The organism is Streptomyces sp. a15 (assembly GCF_059026085.1).
This window is the reverse complement of record NZ_JBWLKM010000050.1, coordinates 22,203-46,084: the sequence shown is the minus strand read 5'-3', so window position 1 is coordinate 46,084 and position 23,882 is coordinate 22,203. Positions and strand designations below refer to the sequence as shown.

22 protein-coding genes are annotated in these 23,882 nt (G+C 68.9%); 15 read left to right on the top strand and 7 right to left on the bottom strand.

Annotation, left to right across the window (positions count from 1 at the left end):
- Positions 1 to 49 precede the first annotated feature (49 nt).
- Positions 50 to 2,041 carry a serine/threonine-protein kinase gene (locus AC5P09_RS35105; protein ID WP_493877756.1) on the top strand — a complete coding sequence of 664 codons (1,992 nt, stop codon included), beginning with the start codon at positions 50 to 52 and terminating at the stop codon, positions 2,039 to 2,041.
- A gap of 243 nt (positions 2,042 to 2,284) precedes the next feature.
- On the opposite strand, the gene AC5P09_RS35100 is transcribed toward AC5P09_RS35105, so the two are convergent.
- On the bottom strand, positions 2,285 to 3,034 hold the full coding sequence (locus tag AC5P09_RS35100; RefSeq protein ID WP_493877755.1) for an SLATT domain-containing protein: 750 nt from the start codon (positions 3,032 to 3,034) through the stop codon (positions 2,285 to 2,287).
- Positions 3,035 to 3,368: 334 nt separating this feature from the next.
- Here AC5P09_RS35100 and AC5P09_RS35095 point away from each other — a divergent pair, with 334 nt between their 5' ends.
- The 3 genes from AC5P09_RS35095 (at position 3,369) to AC5P09_RS35085 (ending at position 5,103) form a co-directional block, all read left to right on the top strand.
- A complete protein-coding gene (locus AC5P09_RS35095; protein WP_493877754.1) occupies positions 3,369 to 3,731 on the top strand; it encodes a YbaB/EbfC family nucleoid-associated protein in 363 nt (120 codons plus the stop codon).
- Positions 3,732 to 3,851: 120 nt separating this feature from the next.
- The gene (gene recR, locus AC5P09_RS35090) at positions 3,852 to 4,451 is read left to right on the top strand and encodes a recombination mediator RecR (RefSeq protein ID WP_266436168.1); all 600 of its coding nucleotides are present in this window, start codon (positions 3,852 to 3,854) and stop codon (positions 4,449 to 4,451) included.
- Positions 4,444 to 5,103 carry a DUF5063 domain-containing protein gene (locus AC5P09_RS35085; protein ID WP_493877753.1) on the top strand — a complete coding sequence of 220 codons (660 nt, stop codon included), beginning with the start codon at positions 4,444 to 4,446 and terminating at the stop codon, positions 5,101 to 5,103. The genes recR and AC5P09_RS35085 overlap by 8 nt, the downstream gene beginning before the upstream one ends.
- Positions 5,104 to 5,165: 62 nt before the next feature.
- Here AC5P09_RS35085 and AC5P09_RS35080 read toward each other — a convergent pair whose 3' ends face one another.
- The 3 genes from AC5P09_RS35080 to AC5P09_RS35070 form a co-directional block, all read right to left on the bottom strand.
- Entirely contained in the window at positions 5,166 to 5,699 is a 534-nt protein-coding gene (locus tag AC5P09_RS35080; RefSeq protein ID WP_493877752.1) for a hypothetical protein, read from the bottom strand.
- 32 nt (positions 5,700 to 5,731) lie between these two features.
- Positions 5,732 to 12,076, bottom strand: coding sequence for an RHS repeat-associated core domain-containing protein (locus AC5P09_RS35075; RefSeq protein WP_493877751.1), 6,345 nt, complete (start codon positions 12,074 to 12,076; stop codon positions 5,732 to 5,734).
- Between the two features lie 473 nt (positions 12,077 to 12,549).
- Entirely contained in the window at positions 12,550 to 12,945 is a 396-nt protein-coding gene (locus AC5P09_RS35070) for a hypothetical protein (RefSeq protein WP_493877750.1), read from the bottom strand.
- A 147-nt stretch (positions 12,946 to 13,092) separates the two neighbouring features.
- Between AC5P09_RS35070 and AC5P09_RS35065 the strand changes: the two genes are divergently transcribed.
- The 6 genes from AC5P09_RS35065 to AC5P09_RS35040 all read left to right on the top strand — a co-directional run bounded on the left by AC5P09_RS35065 (position 13,093) and on the right by AC5P09_RS35040 (position 16,653).
- Positions 13,093 to 13,845, top strand: coding sequence for a helix-turn-helix domain-containing protein (locus tag AC5P09_RS35065; RefSeq protein WP_493877749.1), 753 nt, complete (start codon positions 13,093 to 13,095; stop codon positions 13,843 to 13,845).
- The gene (locus AC5P09_RS35060) at positions 13,842 to 14,027 is read left to right on the top strand and encodes a DUF397 domain-containing protein (protein WP_493877748.1); all 186 of its coding nucleotides are present in this window, start codon (positions 13,842 to 13,844) and stop codon (positions 14,025 to 14,027) included. Before AC5P09_RS35065 ends, AC5P09_RS35060 begins: the two co-directional genes overlap by 4 nt.
- 283 nt (positions 14,028 to 14,310) lie before the next feature.
- Positions 14,311 to 15,363 (top strand): hypothetical protein, encoded by a 1,053-nt coding sequence (locus tag AC5P09_RS35055; protein ID WP_493877747.1) that lies wholly within the window; start codon positions 14,311 to 14,313, stop codon positions 15,361 to 15,363.
- Positions 15,364 to 15,425: 62 nt separating this feature from the next.
- Positions 15,426 to 15,701, top strand: a complete 276-nt coding sequence (locus AC5P09_RS35050) for a hypothetical protein (protein WP_493877746.1) — start codon at positions 15,426 to 15,428, stop codon at positions 15,699 to 15,701.
- Positions 15,698 to 16,087, top strand: a complete 390-nt coding sequence (locus tag AC5P09_RS35045) for a hypothetical protein (RefSeq protein ID WP_493877745.1) — start codon at positions 15,698 to 15,700, stop codon at positions 16,085 to 16,087. The genes AC5P09_RS35050 and AC5P09_RS35045 overlap by 4 nt, the downstream gene beginning before the upstream one ends.
- Positions 16,088 to 16,104: 17 nt before the next feature.
- Positions 16,105 to 16,653 carry a Uma2 family endonuclease gene (locus AC5P09_RS35040; protein ID WP_493877744.1) on the top strand — a complete coding sequence of 183 codons (549 nt, stop codon included), beginning with the start codon at positions 16,105 to 16,107 and terminating at the stop codon, positions 16,651 to 16,653.
- 13 nt (positions 16,654 to 16,666) lie between these two features.
- Here AC5P09_RS35040 and AC5P09_RS35035 read toward each other — a convergent pair whose 3' ends face one another.
- Positions 16,667 to 17,401, bottom strand: coding sequence for a TSUP family transporter (locus tag AC5P09_RS35035; protein ID WP_493877743.1), 735 nt, complete (start codon positions 17,399 to 17,401; stop codon positions 16,667 to 16,669).
- Positions 17,402 to 17,477: 76 nt separating this feature from the next.
- Here AC5P09_RS35035 and AC5P09_RS35030 point away from each other — a divergent pair, with 76 nt between their 5' ends.
- The 3 genes from AC5P09_RS35030 to AC5P09_RS35020 all read left to right on the top strand — a co-directional run bounded on the left by AC5P09_RS35030 (position 17,478) and on the right by AC5P09_RS35020 (position 18,892).
- Positions 17,478 to 17,900 (top strand): hypothetical protein, encoded by a 423-nt coding sequence (locus AC5P09_RS35030; protein ID WP_493877742.1) that lies wholly within the window; start codon positions 17,478 to 17,480, stop codon positions 17,898 to 17,900.
- Positions 17,901 to 18,043: 143 nt separating this feature from the next.
- On the top strand, positions 18,044 to 18,226 hold the full coding sequence (locus AC5P09_RS35025; RefSeq protein WP_493877741.1) for a hypothetical protein: 183 nt from the start codon (positions 18,044 to 18,046) through the stop codon (positions 18,224 to 18,226).
- A 159-nt stretch (positions 18,227 to 18,385) separates the two neighbouring features.
- Positions 18,386 to 18,892 (top strand): SgcJ/EcaC family oxidoreductase, encoded by a 507-nt coding sequence (locus AC5P09_RS35020; RefSeq protein WP_493877740.1) that lies wholly within the window; start codon positions 18,386 to 18,388, stop codon positions 18,890 to 18,892.
- A gap of 12 nt (positions 18,893 to 18,904) precedes the next feature.
- Here AC5P09_RS35020 and AC5P09_RS35015 read toward each other — a convergent pair whose 3' ends face one another.
- Together AC5P09_RS35015 and AC5P09_RS35010 are read right to left on the bottom strand one after the other, a co-directional pair.
- Complete coding sequence (locus tag AC5P09_RS35015) at positions 18,905 to 20,296, bottom strand: sensor histidine kinase (protein WP_493877739.1); 1,392 nt, start codon at positions 20,294 to 20,296, stop codon at positions 18,905 to 18,907.
- Positions 20,296 to 20,988, bottom strand: coding sequence for a response regulator transcription factor (locus AC5P09_RS35010; RefSeq protein ID WP_493877738.1), 693 nt, complete (start codon positions 20,986 to 20,988; stop codon positions 20,296 to 20,298). Before AC5P09_RS35010 ends, AC5P09_RS35015 begins: the two co-directional genes overlap by 1 nt.
- A gap of 199 nt (positions 20,989 to 21,187) precedes the next feature.
- On the opposite strand from AC5P09_RS35010, the gene AC5P09_RS35005 reads away from it, so the two are divergent.
- Together AC5P09_RS35005 and AC5P09_RS35000 are read left to right on the top strand one after the other, a co-directional pair.
- Positions 21,188 to 22,468 (top strand): aspartate kinase, encoded by a 1,281-nt coding sequence (locus AC5P09_RS35005; protein WP_493877737.1) that lies wholly within the window; start codon positions 21,188 to 21,190, stop codon positions 22,466 to 22,468.
- On the top strand, positions 22,468 to 23,538 hold the full coding sequence (locus AC5P09_RS35000; protein WP_493877736.1) for an aspartate-semialdehyde dehydrogenase: 1,071 nt from the start codon (positions 22,468 to 22,470) through the stop codon (positions 23,536 to 23,538). The genes AC5P09_RS35005 and AC5P09_RS35000 overlap by 1 nt, the downstream gene beginning before the upstream one ends.
- Positions 23,539 to 23,882: the final 344 nt, after the last annotated feature.

Here is a 23,882-nt window from a genome sequence, read left to right as displayed (position 1 = left end):
ATCCTCGGGCTGTTGCTCACGTGCGGGGCGGGGGGAAGGCGGCGCGGCGATGGAGAAACTGGGGCCCGGGGATCCACAACGGATCGGTGCGTACCGGCTGCTGGCGCGGCTCGGCGCCGGCGGGATGGGGCAGGTGTACCTGGCCCGGTCCGACCGGGGGCGCACGGTCGCCGTCAAGCTGGTACGGGAGGAACTGGCCGCGCAGGACGAGTTCCGGGCGCGGTTCCGGCAGGAGGTGCAGGCCGCGCGGCAGGTCGGCGGGTACTGGACGGCGCCCGTGCTCGACGCGGACACCGAGGCCGCGGTGCCGTGGGTCGCCACCGGGTACGTCGCCGGGCCGAGCCTCCAGCAGGTCGTCGGCCACGACCACGGGGCGCTGCCCGAACGCTCCGTCCGCATCCTCGGTGCCGGTCTGGCGAACGCGTTGAAGGACATCCACGCCGCCGGGATCGTCCACCGCGACCTCAAGCCGTCCAACGTGCTGGTGACCATCGACGGCCCCCGCGTCATCGACTTCGGCATCGCGCGGGCGCTGGAGACGGTGACGGACGCGGGACTGACCAGGACCGGCGCGCTCGTCGGCTCACCGGGCTTCATGGCGCCCGAGCAGGTGCGGGGCGACCGGATCACCCCCGCGTGCGACGTCTTCTGCCTCGGCTCGGTGCTGGCGTACGCCGCGACCGGCAGACTCCCCTTCGGCACCGCCAACAGCGGCGTCCACGCCCTGATGTTCCGCATCGCCCAGGAGGAGCCCGACCTGGAGGGCGTGCCCGAGGGCATCGCCGACCTCGTACGCGCCTGCCTGAAGAAGGAACCGGGGGCGCGTCCGACGCTGGACCGGATCCTGGAGCGTACGGGGGCGGAGGACACGGTGTCCGGGGGGCGGTCGCGGGATCCGTGGCTGCCGGGGGTGCTGGTGGCTCAACTGGGGCGGCATGCGGTGCGGTTGCTTGATGCGGAGGATCCGGAGGGGGTGGGTGGGGGTGGTGGTGCGGGGCCTGCTCCCGAGGTGCCTCCCGTGGTGTCTCCGGGGGTGTCTCCTGAAGCGTCTCCCGAGCACGCTGCCGTTGCCGATGGCCCGTCTCCGTCTCTGTCCCCGAACCCTCCTCCGATCCCGAACCAGGCTCCCGGCGAGCCCTCCGGCCCCCCCGTGCCGGGGGAGCCGGGCAGCGGCGGACGGCTGGACCACCTGCCCACGGTCGTCGCAGGCCAGGGCGGTCCGGGCGCACCGCCCGCCCCTGCCCCGCCCGTCCCGTCCCCACCCGTCCCGGCCCACCCCGCGTACGGCTACCCGCAACAACACCCGCAGCCCTCGGCGTACGGCTATCCGCAACAGCCCGGCACCCCGCCGCCGTACAACCATCCTCACCACCCGTACGGCAGCCTCGGCCAGACCCCGCCCTACGGCCCGCCCCCGACCGCCGTCACCCCGCATTACGGCCCTCCGGAGCCCAGAAGGAACCGCCGCTCCACCGCCGTACTCGTCCTCGTCGCCCTGGTCGTCGCGTTGGCCGCCGGCGGCTCGGTCTACGCCCTGCTGAGCGGTGACGGCGACGGCGACGGCGACGAGGCGGCAGCCGGGGGAACCACCACCCCCTCCGTGACCGCGCCCACGACTCCCGGCCGGAGCACGCCCGAAGAACAACCGTCTCCCTCACAGCCGACGACCTCCGCCCCGCCGTCCGACGGCGCGATCCCCGCCGACTACCTCGGCACCTGGACCACGACGATCGACAACGCCGACGGCCTGCACACCCGCGAACTGACCCTGCGGCAGGGCGAGACGGGCGACACGGTCCTGTTCCTCGTCGCCGATGGCCCCACCGCGAACGGCACGTACCACTGCGTCTTCCAGGCGGACCTGGCCGAAGAGCCGAGCGGCGAGGGCCCGTTGAGCATCGGCCCGTCCACGGTCACCAGTGGCGAGCCGCGCTCGTCCTGTTCTCCGGGAGCGCCGACCGAGATCACCCTTCTGCCGGACGGCTCGCTGGAGCGCACGAACACGGGCACGGACGAGAGGCTGACGTACACCCGGCAGTGACCAAATCCCCTTCTCCTGCACGTCGTTGAACGTCAGGCGAACTTCCGCCGACCGGGCCGGAATCCCGCCTCGCACAGCCGTACGGTGACACCTCACGATTCGGGGGGTGCAGGGGACGGCAGTCCCCAGGCGGGGTTCAGGGGCGGAGCCCCTGGCGGGGTCGAAGGGGCAGCGCCCCTGGGGATGGGACGGGTAGGGGCGGCGGGGGCGAGGAAAATCCCACGCCAACCACCACACGCCCCGTCACCGCGGCTCCGGCGGCCGCTGCCGAGGCATGTTCGGCCGAGCCCCCGCCCCCGGCGGCAACGGAAACCGCCCCTGAGAAGCCCCTGAGTCCGTCCGCTGCCCCACGACCACCGCCGACTGGATACCGAGCGGCGCCGCACCCGTCCGGAACTGGACCATCCAGTCCGCCGTCTCCGTCCGCACCAGCTCCGTCACGTCCTCGGAGAACCGCCGAAGCACCCCCAGACACCGCTCGGCAGCCTCACTCGCCGTCCCGTCCGCCGGCCCCAACACCTCCCGCACACACTCCGAGGCCCAGTCGAACTGAAGCACCTGAAGCCGTCGCTGCACGGCCTGAGCCGTGGCCACGTCCCTTATCCAGCCGGACGTCACCCCGAAGAACCGGTCGACGGCCACGCACGCCACCCCCAGCAGCAGCGAGAGATACCCCCAGGGCGCGACGCCACCCACCACCCCCGTCATGTCCAGCAGCGGCAACGCGGCCCCCGCCACCGCACCCCCCGCCGCCCCCGCCCGCAACCCCCGCGCCCCCCGCCGCTTCCACACCCGGTCCGCGAGATACCAGGACGCCGTCTCCAGCGCCCCCCGCTCCACCCACCGGTACAGCTCGTCCAGCCGCACGGCGGGCTCCCCCCAGTCCCCGAGCGGAAACGCCCGCCCGGTCAGATCGCCCGGCCGCAGCCCGGCCGCACCCTCACCCCGCCCGTCCTGAGGAGGACCCTCGGGCTGCATCTCCGGCTGACCCACCCGGCACTCCCTACCCTCATCCCAACCGATCACGTTGCGTGACACAGTCCGCGTCACACCGTGACGCCTGATGCTGACGCGCCGCTACCCTTCCTAGCGCCCAATGGGTGGCGAAGGTGTAGCTTTCGCCTCTTTTCCGCTCGGAAGAGGCCCTTGATCAGGTATAGGATTCCCGGCCCACTCACTCGAAAGAGTGCTGGGGCGATGGCTGCGTGGAGCACGTAGGCTCGTGCTGAACGGCAAACCCGAACGGGAAACCTGAACGGGAATCCCGAACGGGAAACCCGAACGGGAAACCCGAACGGACACCCGTACCGACCAAGGAGAGCTGATCGTGATCCCCGGTGGTGGCCAGCCCAACATGCAGCAGCTGCTGCAGCAGGCCCAGAAGATGCAGCAGGACCTGGCGAACGCGCAGGAGGAACTCGCCAGGACCGAGGTCGACGGCCAGGCGGGCGGCGGCCTGGTACGGGCCACGGTCACCGGCGCCGGCGAACTTCGCGCGCTGAAGATCGACCCGAAGGCGGTGGACCCGGAGGCTGCATCCATTGAAGAGACGGTCGAGACCCTCGCCGACCTGATCGTCGCGGCCGTACAGGCGGCCAACGAGAACGCGCAGACGCTCCAGCAGCAGAAGCTCGGCCCGCTGGCGCAGGGCCTCGGCGGCGGCAGCGGTATCCCAGGCCTGCCGTTCTGACGTCCCGGAAACCGTGGGCCGACCGAAACCGGGGGCCGACCTGCCTTACTAAGACGGGCATCGGCCAACTACCGTACGTACAGAAGGACCCCCAGCAAGCACGGAAGGACGGGCAGTCCGTTGTACGAAGGCGTGGTCCAGGACCTCATCGACGAACTGGGGCGGCTCCCCGGCGTCGGTCCCAAGAGCGCGCAGCGGATCGCCTTCCACATCCTCCAGGCGGAACCGACGGACGTACGGCGCCTCGCGCAGTGCCTGATGGAGGTCAAGGCGAAGGTCCGCTTCTGCGCGACCTGCGGCAACGTGGCACAGGAGGAGCTGTGCAACATCTGCCGCGACACCCGCCGCGACCTGACCGTCATCTGCGTGGTCGAGGAGCCGAAGGACGTGGTGGCGATCGAGCGCACCCGCGAGTTCCGGGGCAAGTACCACGTCCTGGGCGGCGCGATCAGCCCGATCGAGGGGGTCGGCCCCGACGACCTGCGGATCAGGGAACTCCTGGCCCGCCTCGCCGACGGCACGGTCACCGAGCTGATTCTCGCCACGGACCCGAATCTCGAAGGCGAGGCGACGGCCACGTACCTCGCCCGCATGATCAAGCCCATGGGCCTCAGGGTCACCCGCCTGGCCAGCGGCCTCCCGGTGGGTGGCGACCTGGAATACGCGGACGAGGTGACTCTCGGCCGCGCCTTCGAGGGGAGACGACTTCTAGATGTCTGACGCCACGCTGCACGCGACAGCCCAGCAACCCGACGACTTCGCGGTCCAGATCGCGGACCAGGTCGAGAGCTTCCTGGTGGCCGTCACGGAGGTCGCGAAGGGTGACGAGCCGGACTCGGCGGTCCCCTTCCTCCTCCTGGAGGTCTCCCAGCTCCTCCTGGCCGGCGGCCGCCTCGGCGCGCACGAGGACATCGTCCCCGACGAGCGCTACGAGCCGGACCTCGGCCCGGAAGGCGACGTGGACGACCTGCGGGAGAACCTCGCCCGCCTCCTGGAGCCCATCGACGTCTACTCCGAGGTCTTCGACCCCTACGAGCCCCGCAAGGCGCCCGTCCCCGCCCGCATCTCCGACGACCTCACCGACGTCATCACCGACCTCCGCCACGGCATGGCCCACTACAAGGCCGGCCGCACCTCGGAGGCCCTGTGGTGGTGGCAGTTCTCCTACTTCTCCAACTGGGGCTCCACGGCGTCGGCGGCCCTGCGCGCACTCCAGTCGGTGGTGGCCCACGTCCGCCTGAACCAGCCCCTGGAGGAGCTCGACGGCCTGGACACGGACCAGGCGATGGGCGACGAGACCCTTGAGTTCGAGGCGGGCCGCGTGATGGCGGAGGAGATCGGGGGCCCGCTGGGCCTCCACCAGGCCAAGTAACGGCCGAGGCTGTTTGCCCGTTCGCCCTTGAGCCGTCTCGGCTCAAGGGCGAACGGATTCACTCAGTCTCTCCGCGACAGGTTGCTCTGGATGCCGGAGATCAGCGAAGCGATCTTCTTCATCCGCGGCGGGCTGCCCGGGAAGAGCAGCGGATGCCGTGGTGCGGCCTCGAGAACGATCGATTCCCGCGCCACGCTGACAGTGATGCGCGCGACCAGTCGGACACTCGCACCCAGGTCGATCTCCCAGGAACCCGAGCGGGAGGGCGTCACCCCTCTTACGCCCGGCACGGACCGGATGGATGCCAAGACGCGATCACCCTGATCACCGTGTCCGGCGGCTTTGGCCGAGCTGAACGTGACGCGGTGGACCGACCGCAGCGAGGCCGCTGTGAGTCGCCGCGTCCGGTGTACTCGTACGAAGTGCGCTCCGGTGGCCACTGCTGAGAGCACGGCGGCCGCGATGAGAGCCCTCTCCAGAGCGTGTGCTCCGGCCTGGGGAACGGGGTAGAAGAACACCCCTTCCAGGAACAGAAGGACGGTCAGGGAGAGGAAGAGGAACGAGAACTGCGCGGCCAGCATGGCGATTCCGAACATCACCATGCTCCTTACTCCGTCGTCTTCTCTGGTCACCAGCAATTTCTTCCTCCCACCGCTTCGGGATAGAGGGGGATGAACATGTACCCGATCGGGGTGTACGTGGGGTACGTGGTCTTCATCGCGAAGCAGATGTGGTGATTGTGGGCGCGGTCCGCCGCATCGATGATGGCCGACGTCATGATGGCGAAGTAGGAGCCGATGGCCAACGCGCAGTACCCGTTGCCCTCACACATGACCAGCCCCAGCAGGGCGCCGACTGCCGCGCCTACGGCCGCGGTGGTCCAGCCCCAGTCCGCCATCAGGTTGTACAGGTGGTTGCTTCCCCAGTGGCTCAGGTAGAAGGTGCAGGTGGTGTACCCGCACGTGACGTGGCCGTGCCGGAAGGTGTAGCGCCCGGAGATGTCGCTGTTGCCCACGGGGTTCTGGTCGGCGAAGTCGTAGGCGTTGGCGCCGCCTCCGGGGACGGGGTCGCGTTGGTCGAAGCGGCCCAGGTAGGGGTTGTAGCCTCGCACGCCCATGAGGATCTGACCGGCTTGGCCGGTGCCCGCACGCTGGGCGCCCGCCGCCCATCCGTACGAGGCCGCTGTGCCCGCTTCCACCAGCCCGAACTCGGTGTATGTGGAGGTGGACGTAACGGAGTTGCTCGCGACGTCCTCCGTGGCCATGAGGTCGCCGTGCAGATCCATCAGCTGCAGGGAGACACCCGATGCGGTGTCTGTGGCGGCCAGATGGTCGTCCGGGCCCAGTACGTTGCGCGTCCACGCGCCGTTGGACGCGGTGATCAGGTCCGGCTTGTCGGACTGGTTGGCGTAGTCGTTGGTGAAGGTGATGCCGCTGCTCGCCACGGTGGTGGTGGAGACGCGCGTACCCGTCGGGTCCAGCGTCCAGTTGGTGGAGCTGCCGGCCTGCGTCTGGCTCGCGAGCAGTCCGTTGGCGTAGTAGCCGGCTGTCAGGTCGCCGGAGCCTCCGGCGTCGACGGACGGGGTGGTCGTGATGTCACCGAGCGTGTCATAGGTGAATCCCGTGTCGGTGATCCGGTCCGCCGCGTCGTAGGCGTGGTTCTCGGTGGAGCTGGTGCTGGTCTGACACGTGCCGTCCGGGTTCGGGGCGCTCGTCGTCAGGTTCGTACGGTTGGAATCGGCGTCGTAGCCGTAGGCGCGCGTGGCGCACTGGCCCGACTGGGTGTCGGCTACGGCGGACAGCCGGTCCGCCGCGTCGTAACTGTACGTCTTGGTGGTGGACAGCTCCGAGCGGTTGGTCCAGTCTCCGGCGTCGTTGGTCTGGACGGAATCCGTCAGCGAACCGGACCAGTTGCTGTTCGTGTAGGCCAACGCGGTCGCGGCGCCCGTCGCGTCGAACGTGTAGGTCGCCGTGGTGCCGCCGGGGTAGGTCTCGGTGACGAGGTTGCCGTCCGGGTCGTAGGCGGCGCCGAAGGTCCCGGCACGGGTGTCCGTCTCGCTGGTGAGACTGCCGTCGTGCACGGTCCCGCCGTTGTAGCCGTAGGTCGTGGTGTCACCGCTGTCGCTTCGGCCGACGACGCGTTCCGCGAGGTCGTAGGTGTAGTTGGTGACCCTTCCGGTGGCGTCCGCGTAGCTGCTGGGGTCGCCGAAGTCGTCGTAGGTGGTTGCCAGGTCCGCCGTCGGGTTTCCCGAGGTGTCCAGGCTCTGCTGATCGATGGGCAGGCCCGTCGTGGAGCTGTAGACGGTCTTGGTCGGAGCCACCGCGGATCCCATACCGGTTCCGGTCGTGGAGACGGTGCTGCGCGTCGTACGTCCGGCCGCGTCGTAGGTGGTGGTCGTGGTGCGGGTGGCGGTGGTGCCGTCGGCCTCGGTGTACGTCTCGGTCTTGGTCAGTGGTTGCAGGTAGACGTTGTAGGTGTAGGTGGTGACCGGAAGGCTCGCGAGGCCGGACGTGTTGGGCTGGGCGGCGGGTTGGGTCTTGCAGATGAGGTTGGCCCAGGCAGGTTTGTTGCCGCAGCCGGAGTCGGCGCTGTTGCTGCCCGCGGTGTAGTAGACGGTGCGGGTGGTGCCGGCGCCCCCACCGCCGGTGTTGCTGGGCAGGCGGGTTTCGACGGGAAGGAACTCTCCTCCGTAGAGGGAGCTGTTCTCGTTGTAGACGGTGGTGCTGGTGATGTTGAGGTGGCCGGTCCCGGGGTCGGTGACGGTCTGCAGCGGAGTGTGCAGGGTCCAGCCGGTGGTGTCCGTGCCGTTGCTGTAGAGGTACTGGGTGGTGCGGGCGTCGACGTCGGAGGAGCCGGGGGCGCCGGCGCCGAGGCCGGCCGTCACGGTCTCGCTGGTCTTGAGCTGGTACGGGTTTCCGCCTGCGTCCTTGTCGCTGTTGGGGGCGCCTTGGTCGTAGACGTCGTGGGTGTGGGTGCGTACGGTCTGCAGGACGCCGGCGGCCATCGCCTGGTGGGCCGGGCCGTAGGTGTCGAGCAGTTCCGATCCGTCGGCGGAGTAGACGGACTCGGTGTCGAGCTGGCCGGCGACGGTCACCGACGTGGAGCCGGCGGCGAGGGCCGTGGCCCTGTTGGCGGCGCTCAGGTCACGGATGTCGTTGCCGTACTGGTCGTACTCGGTGGTGTTGACGTTCCAGCCGTTGTCGTAGCTTGCTTCGTTGACCTGGCGGCCGTTGGCGTCGTAGTACAGGATCTGCGCGTAGGTCCAGTCCGAGGGTGGGCTGGAGGTGGGGGCATGGTCGGGCGGGAAGATCGCCACGGCGGAGACCGGGGTGTCCTCCTGCCCCCACGTGGCGGTGGTGGCCGCGTCCATGGTGAGGGGGCCGCCGGCGGCGGTGGTCAGCGGGACGCTGTAGGCGATGACGCTCTTGGCGGCGCCTGAGCCGTTGGCCGCGTTGTGGGTACGGGTCACCGAGACGACCTTGCCGAAGTTGGCGTCCCCGGGCGTGTAGTCGTACGACAGTGTCCAGGGCTGCAGGACGTTGCTCGGCTGACCCCGGTCCTGGGCGGGATAGATGGCGGTGATGCGGCCGTAGTCCGAGTCCGACGCGGATTCGTCGTACAGGTACATCGACTTCAGCGGTGTGCTGACGCGCGGGTCCCACTCGTACTTCAGCCGGCCGGTGGAGTCGTAGGTGTAGTCGGCGACCGGGGTCTGGGTGAGGGTGGTGCCGTCGGAGCTGACGAAGTCGATCTCCGAGACGTTGCCCGTGGTCGCGTCGTAGGACAGCTTCAGGGCCCGGCATCCGGCGTCCCAGGTACTGGCGGCCGGCGGGTTCGGGCAGGAGGAGGTGGGGGAGGTGCCGGCGGGAACGTCGGCGTCCGGGGCGACGACCAGGACCGGCTTGCCGTAGGCGCTGTCCGAGCTGACGGCGTCGTAGACGTAGCCGGTGTTGTCGCCGCCGGCCTGCGTGACCACGGTGGGCAGGTAGGTACCCGCGGTGCCGCCCGCCGGAGTGGTGAAGGTGGTCACGACGCCGGTCGTGTCGGCGAGGGTGAAGACGCCGGACTTCTTGGTGAGGGTGAGGCCCGCGGCGACGGCCGGTCCCTGCGCGCTGTAGGTGGTGAGACCGCTGCCGTCGGTGCCGATGGTGGCGAAGGTCAGTTTGGAACCGTCTGCGCCGGTGAGGGTGGCGTAGCTGGTGGAGTTGGTGAGGGAGGACCAGGTCGCGCTGGTGCCCTGTACGGGGAGGCTGGTGGTCCAGCCGGGACCGAAGAGGGACGGCACCGCGGGCGCCAGCGAGTTGAACGTGCGGGTGACGCCAAGGCCGCTGCCGAAGCTCGCGATGGCGACGTCGCTCGCGGTGACGGATGCGTTGCCCGACTGCTGGCCGACGGTGACGGGGCCCACCTCGGTGGTGCCGAAGTCGGCGCCGGTGCCGATGCGGTCGAGGGTGACGCCGACCGGCGGGGTGGTGGCGGGGTTGTTGCCGGAGGAGTCGGTGAAGACCGCCTCTATCTGGAGCAGTCCGTCGTCGTTGAGGGTGCGCGTGACGTTCCACGTCAGCGCGGGCGACTGGACATCACTGGATCCACTGGTCGCGCTCACCGGCCAGGTGATCGCCGATGAGCCGTTAGTGACGTCGCCGGCGGGGATGGTGGTGAAGGAGCCGGAGGTGCCCTTGCGGTACTGGAAGGTCACCTTCGTCGAGCCCGGCGGCGCTGTGGCCTGGAGGGGGAAGGTGGTGGAGGTGGTGGCCTGATCGTCGGGCGCGGTCATGCCGGCTGATCCGACGCCGAACGAGTAATAGCCCGCAGGTCCCGCGGTGTTGGCGTTGTTGTGGTCGCGCGCCCACAGCGTGTGGAACCCGGCGGAGGGGTTGATGGTGATGGTGGGCGACGTGCCGGTGGTCCAGTTTCCGGGGTCGTTGTCGAGACCCCAGGTGTAGGCGTAGGTGTCACTGGCCGTGTCGGTCAGCGTGCAGGTGACACCACCGCCCGCCGCCGCGGTCCAGGTGTCGGCCGGGTAGCCCGGGCAGGAGATGCTGGGCGCGGGCGGTGTGGTGGTGTCGATCGTGAACGACCTGGCGGTGGTCCAGGCCGAGTAGTCCGCACCGTCGTAGGCGCGTACCTGCCAGGTGTAGGCGCCGTCGGCCAGGGCGGTCGTCGGCTTCCAGGTGGCGGCGGTGCCGGCGGTGACGAACGCGGTGCTCCCGGACGCCTTGACCGTCGTTCCGGACAGGACCTGGTAGTCCAGTCGCACCGTGTCACTGTTGGCGTCGGTGGCCGAGGACGAGAAGGTCGGAGTGCCGGTCGATGTGTATGCCGTCGAGCCGACCGTGTTCGACGGCGTCATCGACAGGTTGGACGGCGTGGCCGGCGGGTTGTTGTAGGTGATGGAGAACGTGGGATTCGCGGCGAACCGGACGAGGTCGACGTCGTTGGTCTCGGTCGCGTTGTACAGGCCCAGCGTCCAGTGGTTGAGATCGATGTTCGCGATGTCCTGCATGCCGGAGGTCACGTCGAAGGAGACCGGCAGGTTCGGGCTGGAGCTTGTCGTGGTGAACGTCGCCGAACCGTTCGCGCTCGGGTAGTTCGGGTTGGAGGCCCCGGTCGACTTCGCCGGCTGGGTGTTCCAGGTGGTCGAGGAACTGATGGATCCGGTGGAGAACGCCCCGACCGTCGTCGAGTTGGAACCGGACGCCGCCGCGTAGGTCACGGTGGTGTTCAGCTTGGCCGAGACGATGTGCGCGCCGAAGACCGACGAGGGGACACTCAGGTTGTAGAACGTCCGCTCGATGCCCGTCGGAGACGAGAAGCCCTGGTAGCCCACGGCCAGGCCGCTGCCGGGTGCCGCGTCGTAGTTGGACACGGTCGGATAGGCCTGCTGGACCTCGTCGTACTGCAAGGTCGACCCGGACGCCGGATGGGGAACGTACGCCGGATCGATGAACACCGGGTACGTCGTCGTCCTGCCCGTCAGCAACGCGCGGTCCGGCGTCAGCGCCAGCCGGTGTCCCGCCAGCCTCACTCCCACCCGCGCCACCCGCGCCCGCACGCCTGGACCTCGGACGCTGGACAAGGTTTTTGAGAGAGCCGCGGGGGACTCGGGTGCTGCCACACGCGTTCCGGCGTGTGTCGGCGCGGCCGGTGTGGCCGGTGTGGCCGGTGTGGCCGGTGCGGCCGATGTGGTCGTGCTGGAGTCCCACATGACCGGTGCCGGGGAGGTGATCAGCGCCCGGCCATGGCGGTCCTTGAACGTCAGGTTGCCGCCCGCGTCGGCCGAGAGCTTCGTTCCGCCGCTGGTGGCCGTAGCCAGCGTCAGGTTCGCCAGCGCCGGATCAGCGGCGGCCTTCGGGTCCTTGACGATCAGTGTCTCTTCCACGCCGCCCGCGGGCGTAGCCGTGACCTCGAGATCCACCCCGCTGGGGAGGACGTTCGCATACGTGGCGGTCGCGCCGGAAATCCTGGGCTTCGGCAGAACGGACGGCCAGCTGACCGACATCTTCCGGCCGTTGACCGTCATCGTGGCCAGCGGACCGCTGCCGCCTCCCGACAGCACCAGGGGCGACTCGGAGAGGGCGGGGACCACGGTGTGCGCGTGGGTCCAGGTCAAGGTCGCGTCCAACGACTTCCACGAACCGCCACGCTTCACCCAGCGCGGCTGCGCCGAGACCGAGTAGCTGAACGACCCGTTCGGGTCGGCGAACGTCTGCGAGGCGTCCGTCCGGTCACCGAGTACCTCTACCCGTGAGTGCTGCTTGCGTGCGGCCATCATCGCCGCCACCGCATCGGGGCGGGCACTTACGGCCTTCACTCTGCCCCTGGCCGGGGCGGCGACGGCCGGGGCGGCGACCGCCGTACCGGAAACCGCCGTACCGAGGAAGGTCGAGACCAGAGCCCCGGTGACCACCAGCGCTGTCCCGCTGCCACCAGGCAAAGGTCTCAGCCTGCTGTTGAACATGCGCAACCGCATCGCGCACTCCTTTTATCGACGTCAGCTCACCACTGACTGTTCACAGATCCCACATATGCGATCGCGAGCATGACATTCGCCTGCTCGTCGACCGGGTCCCAGCAGGAAGGGAGCCGGCGACATCAACGAAGCTGGCGGAAAAGGCGCTTGACCACCCTTGGGAGCTGATCACCGTGCGTGGCCCGGCACGTCGGGATCGGGCTCTTTGTCGAGTCACATGCCGTCAGGTGATGAACCGTCAGAGAGTCAGCGAGGTGGCAGTCCCAAGAGAAGCCCAAGCCGCCCAGGTCGAACCTTTAGGGAATGGCGACGCAAAATGGAATAAGGCATCAAAATGCTGCCTATGGTGCGCCTTGTATGGCTGCCCATGACAATTGGTATCACCGTGGATCACGTCTCTCCAGCGGCGGTAACGAGTTCGGCAAAACCAGCCAAGCTGGCAGAGCGCGGCGTAACCGTACGGGTACGGAGCGTCAACTGGTGAGCAGGGCAAGCAGTTGGTCGGCACGGACGTACGGCGTCGTCGGCGTCGGCTCGCTGTACCAGCGCAGGGGCCACGTGTTGCCGTCGAGCGCGGGGATCCCGATGTACGTGAGGGCGCGGTCCCCTCTGCTCCCGAACCGCTGCACACCGAGCGGCCAGCTGTGCCTGCGCACCTCCCCGGGCGCCAGCAGAAAGTACATCCACCGGAACCCGGAGGCCTCGCACACGACCGGCCCCGCGTCCCCGTCCGCCGCCTCGATGATCCGCTCGGCGACCACTTCGCCTCGTACGCCTTCGATCCGTACGGCATCGAAGTACACGCCGGCGAGACGGAGTTGGTGGCCGGAGGCGGGGATCCAGTCGGGGCGGTGAATTGCGTTCGTCATGGTCACACGGTGGCGTCCGCGAGGCTACGCTCGGTAGTGACTGAGGTGATACACGCCGGGGTGTATCCGTCGGAGGTGCGTGCTGTGTCGGGTCAGTACAACGTCAGCTCCCAGCCGCCTGTGGCCTGGCGGTACAGCGGCAACCAGATGAAGCGCTGGCGCACGAAGGCGGACATCACCCGCGAGGAACTCGCCGCCGCCTCCAACTACTCGCCGGACACCATCAAGTCCATGGAGCAGGGCGTACGGATGCCGACGCCGCGGGTGCTCGACGTGGCGGACGAGTTGTGCCGGGCGGAGGGGTTTCTGAGCGCGGCCAAGGAGTACTTGCAGAGGGAGAGGTTTCCGGCTGGAGCCCTGGACTTCATGCAGCGCGAGATGGAAGCCATCAGCCTCTGGTGGTACGAAGTGACCTATATCCCGGGGCTCTTGCAGACGAAGACGTACGCGACGGCCCTCATCGAGAACCACGTCCCCCTTCTGGACGAGGAGACGGTTCAAGAGCGGATCGCGGCACGCATGGAGCGGCAGACGATCCTCACCGGACGTAAGCCGCCCGTGGCCCTGAGCTTCATCCTCTACGAGGCCGCTTTGCGCAGCCCGCAGGTGGACGCTGAACAACTGGGCCGCCTGCTGGAGGTGACTCGCCTGAACAACGTCGTGATCCAGGTGCTTCCTCTCGAACGTGCCATCGCTCCGGCGCTCATGGGCCCCATGGTCCTGTTGGAGACCCGAGACCACGAGCGGTTCGCCTTCACGGAAGGGGCGTTGTCGAGTTCGCTCTCTGCCGATCCGAAGGTTGTCAGCCGGGCGAGCGAGATGCTTAGCATGATCCGCGCGCAGGCTCTCAGTCCCGATGAGTCGGCCCGTTTCATCGAGCGGATGGTGGATCAGCCATGAGTGACGATCAGTTGACGTGGTTCAAGTCGAGCTACAGCAACTCCGAAGGCGGCGCCTGCGTCGAAGTCGCGTTCTCCACCCGCATCCACATCCGCGACTCCAAGGTCCCCTCAGGCCCCGAGCTCCACCTCACCGCGCCCGTCTGGGAGGCGTTCATTTCCGCAGTTCAGCCCGGAGCTTGAGCCTCGGGCTCCGAGCTCTTCCCATGGGTTTTTGAGTTCTTGGTTTGGTTGAAATCCAACCCAACCAACCATGTCTGTACGTGAGTTGAGGCGTCGTACCTCGAATGGGTGACGTTCCGTGACCAGCTTGCGCCGGAGAGTAAAACCGCTCTAGGTTCGCGGCAATAGATCGGCCCCGGTCGGTGCGCCAACACCGGCTCCGGGGCCTAGCCCTACGGATCGAAAGCAGTCGATCGTGGCTTACGCCAACCTTAGTCCCGCCCTGCCGTCCCCGTCGCACCCCATGGCCAAAACGGGCTACGGAAAACGCTCCGCGGGTGACGAAGACCCGCACGCCGACCCGGACTTCGCACATCTGCTCCCGCGTGACGCCGAGGTCGCCGTCTTCATCGACCACCTCGACGACGGCCACGCGATGGGCCACAAGGTGCTCGCGGCGGAACATCCCCGTTACGGCCAGCAGGCGATGCGTACGTCGTTGAACCACCTCACCGAGGCCGGCCACCTGCGCTGGATCAAGGAACACATCACCCTCGCGGACAACTCGATGCGGTGGGTGACGCGGACGTACTGGTCGCGTACGCCCAGGTCGGCCCAGTGGTGGGCGGAGTTCGCGCGGGAGCGGCACGGCAAGGACGTGACGCAGGACTACCGTCCGGGCCTGGCTCGGACCGACGAACCGGCCCCGGAAGCCGACGTCGACGCCGAAGCCGTACCGGACGACGGGCCGGCTCGGGAAGAGCCCAGCATCGGGTACCTCACCCTCGCCCAGCTCCGCGCGGCCGACCCTCGTATGCCTCTCTCCGAAACCGACTGCCGGTCCCTCGAATCCCTCGCCGCGGAGTGGCTGTCCCGTGGCGCGACGCCGAACGACATCACCCGAGCCCTGACCGACGGGCTCCCATCCACCGTCACCAACCCGGGCGGATTCGCCCGCAAGCGACTGGAGGCCAAGATGCCCCCTCAGAAGGACGACACCGCCGCTGCCCCGACCGGCCCCATCCGTGGCCGTGTCACACGGGTGATCATGGCCTGCGCCACCTGTGACCAGGACGAACGCACGGTGAAGATCGACCGGGGTATCTGCGAGGACTGCCGAAAGGAGGACGCGGAGAACCCGATGGCCGACGCGGACATCGCGAAGGGCTTCGCCGAGATCGCCCACCTGGGCGTCACGTCCGCCTACTTCCTCAAGCGGAAGCTGGAGCGCGCCACGGGAGGCCCCGTCCCGGACACGTTCCGTCCCGTGCCCATCGAGGACCGCGTCTTCTACCACTACCGGGACAACCGCGACCGCATCGCGAACGGACTCCCGCCGAGGCGCTGGAAACCGTGAACCCGTGAACCCGTGAACCCGTGACGGTGGTTCCAGCAGCAGTTCCGGATTACATTCGTAATATGGCAGAGAAGGTGAAGTTCAGCGTGAGTCTCAATGCCGAGCTCGGCGAGGCGCTGCGGCAGTACGCCGAGGCCGAGGACGAGCAGATCTCGGCGGTGGTCAGCCGGGCACTGGAGCAGTACCTCGACAAGCGCCGCATTATCCGTGAGGGGCTGCGGGCGATGGAGGAGCACTTTGAAGAGCACGGATGGCCGACGCCTGAGGAGATGGCGGAAGCCGATGCAAGGATCGACGCCCTCTTCGGAGAATCGCGAGAGGACCGTCGCAGCGCATGAGCCACATCGTCTATGACATCGGCGCACTGATCGCTGCCGCCAAGAACGACCAGGCGTTCCTGCGCCAGCACTACAGGATGCTTGGCAGAGGGAAGATCCCCATCGTTCCCGCGGGGGTTCTCGCGCAAGGTTGGGACTCGCGCCCGAAGGCGGCGGCACTCCATCGTGTGCTCCATGGGTGCGAGGTGCTGCCGTTCACCGAAGCCCTGGCGAAGGCGGCGGCAGTGCTCTGCCAGAAGAACAAGACGTCCGACGTGATCGACGCCAGTGTCGTCCTGGCATCCATCGCCTACGACGAGGCGCCGATCTTCACCGACGACCTGGAAGACATCCGGGCCCTGGCCGACTGCGCGGGTCGTAAGCGAATCCTCGTCGACCGACCGTGACCAGGAATGAACGCCAAATGCTGGTTGAGGACTTCGAGGAACTCGCACGCCGGGCGCCGGAGACCGTGTGGCTGGAGTTCATCGAGGGTCGGCTGACGGTGAAGCGTGGGCCGGACGGCAACCGCAGCGAGATCATCGCCCGGTTGCAGAGGCTGTGGGCAGGGCAGGCGCGCGGCCTGTGGCTCTACGCATACCGCGGCTTGCAGACGGAGGCCGACGGCATGGGGCGGGCGCGTGCGGACGGTGTGCTCGCCCCGGGACGGCATTTCGTCGGACACGGCGACTGGAGCGACCCGGCGGGCGTGCTCATGGCAGTCGAGGTCACGGCACGCGATCCGGAAACGGACCGGTTCTCGCGCGTCGAGAAGCCCGACGGCTACGCCGCCGCCGGCATTCCCGTCTACCTCCTCATCGACCGCGACGACTGCTCCGTCGTCGTGTTCAACCAGCCGGAGGACGGCCGGTACCGGCACGCGGAGAAGCTGCCCTTCGGCGCGACGGTGAAGCTCCCGGAGCCTGTGAACGTCACGCTGGACACCGAGCCGCTCAAAGAGTTCGTCGACTGAACGCCGCCCGCTGTCAGAGCCCCCACGCTCCTTTCCCCACCGCCACAAGCCCACCCGCCAACGCCAGTGACAACACCAGCAGCCGGGCTCGTTCCTCGGACATCCGCCCCGCGAGCCCTCTGCCGATCGCCCCGCCCGCCACCATCGCCCCCGCGACCGAAGCCCACCGCCCCGCACTCAACTCCGGCACCCCGTTCGACGCCACGGAGAACGCGTTCACGACCACCCCGTAGAACTGCGCGTTCGGCACGAACTCCCATACCGTCCAGCCCGCGTTGACCGCGTACAGGGAAATCGGCGGGCCGCCCACGCCCGCCGCCGCGTTCATGAAACCGCCGGCCGCGCCGGCCGCCAGGGCGCCCCCGGTGCCTCGCAGTGCCCGTACCCGCGCGCCCCGCATCACCAGCAGCACGGCCACGGTCACCAGGCCGCCCATGGCCAACAGGAGTACCGGTTCCGGAAGTTGACGAGTGACCCACGTCCCCGCCGGTACCGTGCACGCCGCCACCACGCACAGCGGCAGCATCGCCGCCCACCGGACCTGTCGCCAACCGCCCACCAGCCCCACGACGCTGATTGCCCCGGCGGCGCAGTTGGCCAGGACGACCCCCTCGGCCGGTCCGAGCAGCAGGACCAGCGCGGGTACGGCGACCAGGGCGAAGCCCATGCCGGTGAGCCACTGGAGGGAGGAGCCGAGCAGGACGATCGCCGTCAGCAGTACGTCGCCCGCCCACCCGCTCGTCGTCATGATCGGCATCCTCCCCGGCCTGAGGCGCCGGGCCAACCCCCTGCGCCTCGGTCGCCCCGGGCGTCATGATGGCCGTATGACGGGGCGGTCGAGGGTGTTGATGTGGACGGGGATCGGGCTCTGTGTCGCGGGTGCGGCGGGGCTGGTCGTGGGGGGCGTGCTGGACGTCGACGCGGCGGATCCGTGGGCGAGTGTGGCCGGGGGAGCGGCGGGGTTGGTGGGGCTGGCGCTCACCATTTACGCCGTCTCATCGGGAGCATCGGAAGCCTCGGGAGGCCCTGGAACCCCGCACGCGTCGGTCACCGCGAGCGGTGCGCGGTCCGTCGCCGCGGGCGGGAGCATCGGGGCGGTTGTCACCGGCGACGGTGTCCAGGCCGTGGCCCCTATGGCCGTTCCCGGTTCGGCGCCGCCTTCCGGCGGGCGGCCCGTCACCGCCTCCGGGGAGCGGTCCGTCGCGGCCGGCGGGAACATCGGTTCGGTGTCGACGGGCGACGCCTGAGCGGCTCGTACGGTGTAGCCCGCTACACCATCGGTTCGGGAGAGCACTCCCTCGTGGCGGCCGTCGGAAGACGGAATGGTTGAGGGCACAAGGTCAACGGCCACAAACGGTCGGCGATGGCCCCTCACCCCAAGGGAAACGTCATGAAGTCGCTGCCCTCCTCCAAGCCCGTCCTGTGGTTCCTCTTCCTCTTCAACCTCGCCGTCGCTGCGGTCGCGCCGTTCGTGGTGGACGGGGCGCAGGGCGTCATGACGGCTGTCGGGATGGGCGTAGTGTCCCTGGGCGCCGGGGTGAGCCTGCTGCGGAGCCGGCGGAGCGCCGCGTAACCGGAGCGGTACGGAGCGTGAATTGGCTGAGTCCTGGCTCTGTGCTGTATCTCGGCTGCACGGGCCCTAACCAGCGAAAAGAGAGTCTGGAGTCACTCCACACCGCACCGAACGCGGAGGGAGAGACCCCCCCACCTCGCACTACCGCTGGAGACCACGATGACCCGTCCTTCCATAACCAAGCGCGCCGCCGTCGTCGCCGCCGCCGCCGTCATCGCCGTCGGTACGTTCACCGCCGGCGTCAGCCTGGCCGGCTCGGACTCCGACTCGGGGTCGAAGCCGAGCAAGAAGCAGATCGCCGCCCTGTTCGACGGCTGGAACGCCGCCCTGCAGACCGGCGACTCGGACAAGGTGGCGGACCTCTACGCGAAGGACGCGGTTCTGCTGCCCACCGTCTCCAACCAGGTCCGCAGCGACCGTGCCGAGATCGTCGACTACTTCAACCACTTCCTGGAGAACAAGCCGGTCGGGAAGAAGATCGACACGATCGTCGACGTCCTCGACAGCAACTCCGCCATCGACACCGGCGTCTACGAGTTCACGCTCACCGACCCCGAGACCGGCGCGAAGAGAGTCGTCGAGGCGCGGTACTCGTACACGTACGAGAAGATCGACGGCGAGTGGCTGATCGTCAACCACCACTCCTCGGGGATGCCGGAGAGCTGAGTCCTCGCGGGCCTAACGGTTGGCCGCGCGCAGGCGGATCTCCACGCACAGCCCGCGACCATGGGGGTCCCCCCGGTCGAGCGAAGCCGAGACTGGGGGAGAGTCCCGGAGCCTCACGGTCCCGCCGTCGTCCGTCACCAACTGCTTGACGACGGCGAGGCCGAGCCCGGAGCCGGAGCGGCCGGTCAGGCCCTGGCCGCGCCAGAAGCGGTCGAAGGCGCGGGACTTCTCCGGATCCGACATGCCGGGACCCTCGTCGAGAACCGACAGCACCACTTCCTCGCCCTGCTGCTCCATCCGTACGGTGATCGTGCCGCCGTCGGGCGACACCTCCAGGGCGTTCGAGAGCACGTTGTCCAGCACCTGGTCCAAGGCCCCGGGGCTGGACAGCACCAGCAGCCGGCCGTCGGCACTCCCCCTGAGCGCGACGGTGACTCCGCGCTCGTCGGCGGCCGGCCTCCACACCGCCAGACGCTCGTCCACGATGTCCGGCAGGGACAGCGGCTCCGCGGCCGTCACCTTGGCCTCGGCCCGCGCCAGCACCAGCAGGCCGTTGACCAGGCGGCTCATCCGGACCACCTCGGCGGTCGCCTGCTCCACGTCCTCCCGGACGAACTCGTCGTCCACGCCGTCCGCGATGTTGTCCAGGGACAGCCGCAAGGCCGTGAGGGGCGTGCGGAGTTGGTGGGAGGCGTCCGCCACGAAGATGCGCTGCGAGGCGACCAGGGTGTCCAGGCGTTCCGCGCCCTGGTTGAGGGTGCGGGCCAGCGTCTGGGTCTCCGGCGGGCCGGTCACCGGCGAGCGTGCGGTAAGGTCGCCGTCGCTGAACTTGCTGGCCATGCCGTTGAGTTCGCGCAGGGGGCGGGTCAGACGGCGGGCCACCACCGCGCCGATCAATGCCGCCACACCGAGCACCGTCACGGCGAGGCCCGCCCGGAAGCCCCAGATCGTCCACAGCCTGCGGGTGAGGCCTGACGTCGAGTAGACGATCCGTACGGCGCCGACGACCTGGCCGTCAGCCTTCGCGGGGACCGTGATCACCAGCTCGCGGCCCCAGATGAAGTCCGATCCCCAGTCGGTGGTCGAGCGCCCCTCCTCCCGGGCCTTCGTCAGCGCCGCGTCCTGCCCGGGCCGCGGTACGGCCGCCGCGCACTTGTCGGTGGCGCTGACCTGGACCTCGTCCTTCGTCTCGGCGGCGTAGGCCCTGGCCATGGTCGTCAGCGCCTGGCAGGACGCCTCGTCGCCGTTGGCCAGCAGCAGCGCCATGGTGGTCGCCTCGCGCTGGACGGACAGCTCGGTGTCGTCCCGCAGCTGCTTGGTGAGCGTGAAGGCCACCGGCACCGTGAACAGGAGGATGGCCACCGCGACGAGCAGGATGTAGCTGCGGATGAGCTGACGGTTCATCAGGCGCCGTCACAGGTCTCGCCGTTGGCGATCTCCAGGCGGAAGCCGACACCCCTTACCGCCTCGATCGTGATCGCACCCTTCAGCTTCCGCCGCAGCGCCGCCACATGCACGTCCAGCGTCTTCGTCGGCCCGAACCAGTTCGCGTCCCAGACCGCCTCCATGATCTGCTCGCGCGACATCAGCGCGCCCGGCTCCTCGGTGAGGAAGGCCAGCAGGTCGTACTCCTTGGGCGCGAGCGCGACCTCCTCGCCGTCCAGGCGGACGCGGGCGGCCTTGCGGTCGACGGTGAGGCGGGTGCCGTAGCGGTCCGGGCCGGCCGCGGCGGCTTCCACCCGCGGCTGCGTGCGCCGCATCACGGCTCGTATCCGCGCGATGACCTCCCGCACGCCGAACGGCTTGGACACGTAGTCGTCGGCGCCGAGTTCCAGGCCGACCACCCGGTCCGTCTCGTCGCTGCGCGCGCTGATCACGATGATCGGCACGTTCCCGCGCTCGCGGAGTGCTTTGCAGACGTCGAGGCCGTCGGTGTCGGGCAGGCCGAGATCGAGGAGTACGACGTCGTAGGGCTCGGGGTGGGCCAGGGCGGCGGCGCCCGTGGTGACCCAGTCGACCTCGAAGCCGTAGCGGGTCAGACCGCGGCGCAGGGACTGGGCGACCGGTTCATCGTCTTCGACGAGAAGTACGTGCACAGGCGGAACCCTAATGCTTGAAACTTAACTCACATAGATCACTTGTGACCCGTGGCACTTTTCCGAGTGTGAGTGCTGTGTCCAGGGCATGTGCAGTCCGAGAACGAGCATCCGGACATCTCACCATGCGGTATCCGGGAAGGGATTTTCGGACGCTCGTTAAACTGAGCCGACATACAAGACTGAGCGAGGAGCGCACGTGGGCCTTGTCGTGCAGAAGTACGGAGGCTCCTCCGTAGCCGATGCCGAGGGCATCAAGCGCGTCGCCAAGCGAATCGTGGAAGCGAAGAAGAACGGCCACCAGGTGGTCGTGGTCGTTTCCGCGATGGGCGACACGACGGACGAGCTGATCGATCTCGCCGAGCAGGTATCCCCGATGCCTGCCGGGCGTGAGTTCGACATGCTGCTGACCGCCGGAGAGCGTATCTCCATGGCACTGCTGGCCATGGCGATCAAAAACCTGGGCCACGAGGCCCAGAGCTTCACCGGCAGCCAGGCAGGCGTCATCACCGACTCGGTCCACAACAAAGCGCGGATCATCGACGTCACGCCCGGCCGGATCCGGACGGCGCTGGACGAGGGCAACATCGCCATCGTCGCCGGGTTCCAGGGCGTCAGTCAGGACAAGAAGGACATCACCACGCTGGGACGCGGTGGCTCCGACACCACGGCCGTGGCCCTCGCCGCCGCCCTCGACGCCGAGGTGTGCGAGATCTACACCGACGTCGACGGCGTGTTCACCGCCGACCCTCGGGTGGTGAAGAAGGCGAAGAAGATCGACTGGATCTCCTCCGAGGACATGCTGGAGCTCGCCGCCTCCGGCTCCAAGGTGCTGCTGCACCGCTGCGTGGAGTACGCACGCCGTTACGACATCCCGATCCACGTCCGCTCGTCCTTCTCCGGACTGCCGGGCACCTGGGTCAGCAACGAGAAGCCCGAGTCGCAAGGGGACCAGCAGGTGGAGCACGCCATCATCTCCGGAGTCGCCCACGACGTCTCCGAAGCCAAGATCACGGTCGTCGGCGTCCCGGACAAGCCGGGCGAGGCCGCGGTGATCTTCCGCGCGGTCGCGGACGCCGAGATCAACATCGACATGATCGTGCAGAACGTGTCCGCGGCCTCCACCGGTCTGACGGACATCTCCTTCACCCTCCCCAAGACCGAGGGCCGCAAGGCCATAGACGCACTGGAGAAGGCGAAGGGCGCGATCGGCTTCGAGTCGCTGCGTTACGACGACCAGATCGGCAAGATCTCGCTCGTCGGCGCCGGCATGAAGACCAACCCGGGCGTCACCGCCTCCTTCTTCCAGGCGCTGTCCGACGCGGGCGTGAACATCGAGCTGATCTCGACCTCCGAGATCCGCATCTCGGTCGTCACCCGCCAGGACGACGTCCCCGAGGCCGTCCGCGCCGTGCACTCCGCCTTCGGGCTCGACTCCGACAGCGACGAGGCCGTCGTCTACGGGGGCACTGGCCGCTGATGACCGTGGGTGCCGGGCGAACCGGCAGGCCGACGCTCGCGGTCGTGGGTGCGACCGGAGCCGTCGGCACGGTCATGCTCCAGATCCTGTCCCAGCACGCGGACATCTGGGGCGAGATCCGTCTGATCGCCTCACCGCGCTCGGCCGGCCGCAAGCTGGCCCTGCGCGGTGAGCAGGTCGAGGTGGCGGCCCTGACGGAGGAGGCCTTCGACGGGGTCGACGTCGCCATGTTCGACGTACCCGACGAGGTGGCCGCCCAGTGGGCGCCGGTCGCCGCCGCCAGGGGCGCGGTGGTCGTGGACAACTCGGGCGCCTTCCGGATGGACCCGGAGGTGCCCCTCGTCGTCCCCGAGGTCAATCCGCACGCCGCCCGGGTCCGGCCGCGGGGCATCATCGCCAACCCCAACTGCACGACCCTCTCCATGATCGTGGCCCTCGGCGCGCTGCACGCCGAGTTCGGGCTGCGCGAGCTGGTCGTCTCCTCCTACCAGGCGGTGAGCGGGGCGGGCCGCGCCGGTGTCGAGACCCTGCGTCAGCAGCTGTCCCTGGTCGCCGGTACGGAACTGGGGACCAGCCCCGGTGACGTACGCCGGGCCGTCGGGGACAACACCGGGCCGTTCCCGGAGCCGGTCGCGCTGAACGTCGTACCGTGGGCCGGATCGCTGCGCGAGGACGGCTGGTCCTCGGAGGAGATGAAGGTGCGCGACGAGTCGCGCAAGATCCTCGGACTGCCCCGGCTGCCCGTCGCGGTGACCTGTGTACGGGTGCCGGTCGTCACCACCCACTCGCTGACCGTCCACGCCCGCTTCGAGGGCGAGGTCACCGTCCACAAGGCGCGCGAGATCCTCGCCACGGCGCCCGGCGTCGTCCTCTTCGACAACCCGGAGGCGGGGGAGTTCCCCACGCCCGCCGATGTCGTGGGCACCGACCCGACCTGGGTCGGGCGCGTGCGGCGGGCGCTCGACGACCCGACGGCGCTCGAACTCTTCGTGTGCGGGGACAACCTGCGCAAGGGGGCGGCGCTCAACACCGCGCAGATCGCGGAGCTGGTGGCGGCGGAGTTCGGGTGACGCCTGAGCGGCCTCGTGCGCTGGTCTGATGTGTGACGCGTGTTGAGGTAAAGGGTTACCGCCGGAAAAGTCCTGGCTGAAACCGCGTACATTTGTAGGATCTGTATGAGAAGTGTGAGCCGGTCGATGGTCCGGACCACTTGAACCGAGCCGCCTCGGCGTCCGAAGATTTGGCTCCCCGTCCTCCGCAACCGCGCGGAGGGCGGGGAGCGTCTTTGCGAACGCCCTCCGGGGGCGCGGGGAAGCTTGACAGGGCGTGGGGACGCCCTGGCCAATCAGGACACAGGGGAAGAGCGGGTAGGGCATGAGCGCGTTTGACGCACGGTCAGTTGTGCTGCCTGGCA

What these genes read in the sequence shown, in the direction of transcription:
- AC5P09_RS35105 (WP_493877756.1), top strand. Translation starts at nt 50, where the DNA reads ATGGAGAAACTGGGGCCCGGGGATCCACAACGGATCGGTGCGTACCGG.
- AC5P09_RS35085 (WP_493877753.1), top strand. Translation starts at nt 4,444, where the DNA reads ATGTCTGACGCCACGCTGCACGCGACAGCCCAGCAACCCGACGACTTC.
- AC5P09_RS35080 (WP_493877752.1), bottom strand. Translation starts at nt 5,699, where the DNA reads ATGTTCGGAATCGCCATGCTGGCCGCGCAGTTCTCGTTCCTCTTCCTC.
- AC5P09_RS35075 (WP_493877751.1), bottom strand. Translation starts at nt 12,076, where the DNA reads ATGCGGTTGCGCATGTTCAACAGCAGGCTGAGACCTTTGCCTGGTGGC.
- AC5P09_RS35070 (WP_493877750.1), bottom strand. Translation starts at nt 12,945, where the DNA reads ATGACGAACGCAATTCACCGCCCCGACTGGATCCCCGCCTCCGGCCAC.
- AC5P09_RS35065 (WP_493877749.1), top strand. Translation starts at nt 13,093, where the DNA reads ATGAAGCGCTGGCGCACGAAGGCGGACATCACCCGCGAGGAACTCGCC.
- AC5P09_RS35060 (WP_493877748.1), top strand. Translation starts at nt 13,842, where the DNA reads ATGAGTGACGATCAGTTGACGTGGTTCAAGTCGAGCTACAGCAACTCC.
- AC5P09_RS35055 (WP_493877747.1), top strand. Translation starts at nt 14,311, where the DNA reads ATGGCCAAAACGGGCTACGGAAAACGCTCCGCGGGTGACGAAGACCCG.
- AC5P09_RS35050 (WP_493877746.1), top strand. Translation starts at nt 15,426, where the DNA reads ATGGCAGAGAAGGTGAAGTTCAGCGTGAGTCTCAATGCCGAGCTCGGC.
- AC5P09_RS35045 (WP_493877745.1), top strand. Translation starts at nt 15,698, where the DNA reads ATGAGCCACATCGTCTATGACATCGGCGCACTGATCGCTGCCGCCAAG.
- AC5P09_RS35040 (WP_493877744.1), top strand. Translation starts at nt 16,105, where the DNA reads ATGCTGGTTGAGGACTTCGAGGAACTCGCACGCCGGGCGCCGGAGACC.
- AC5P09_RS35035 (WP_493877743.1), bottom strand. Translation starts at nt 17,401, where the DNA reads ATGACGACGAGCGGGTGGGCGGGCGACGTACTGCTGACGGCGATCGTC.
- AC5P09_RS35030 (WP_493877742.1), top strand. Translation starts at nt 17,478, where the DNA reads ATGACGGGGCGGTCGAGGGTGTTGATGTGGACGGGGATCGGGCTCTGT.
- AC5P09_RS35025 (WP_493877741.1), top strand. Translation starts at nt 18,044, where the DNA reads ATGAAGTCGCTGCCCTCCTCCAAGCCCGTCCTGTGGTTCCTCTTCCTC.
- AC5P09_RS35020 (WP_493877740.1), top strand. Translation starts at nt 18,386, where the DNA reads ATGACCCGTCCTTCCATAACCAAGCGCGCCGCCGTCGTCGCCGCCGCC.
- AC5P09_RS35015 (WP_493877739.1), bottom strand. Translation starts at nt 20,296, where the DNA reads ATGAACCGTCAGCTCATCCGCAGCTACATCCTGCTCGTCGCGGTGGCC.
- AC5P09_RS35000 (WP_493877736.1), top strand. Translation starts at nt 22,468, where the DNA reads ATGACCGTGGGTGCCGGGCGAACCGGCAGGCCGACGCTCGCGGTCGTG.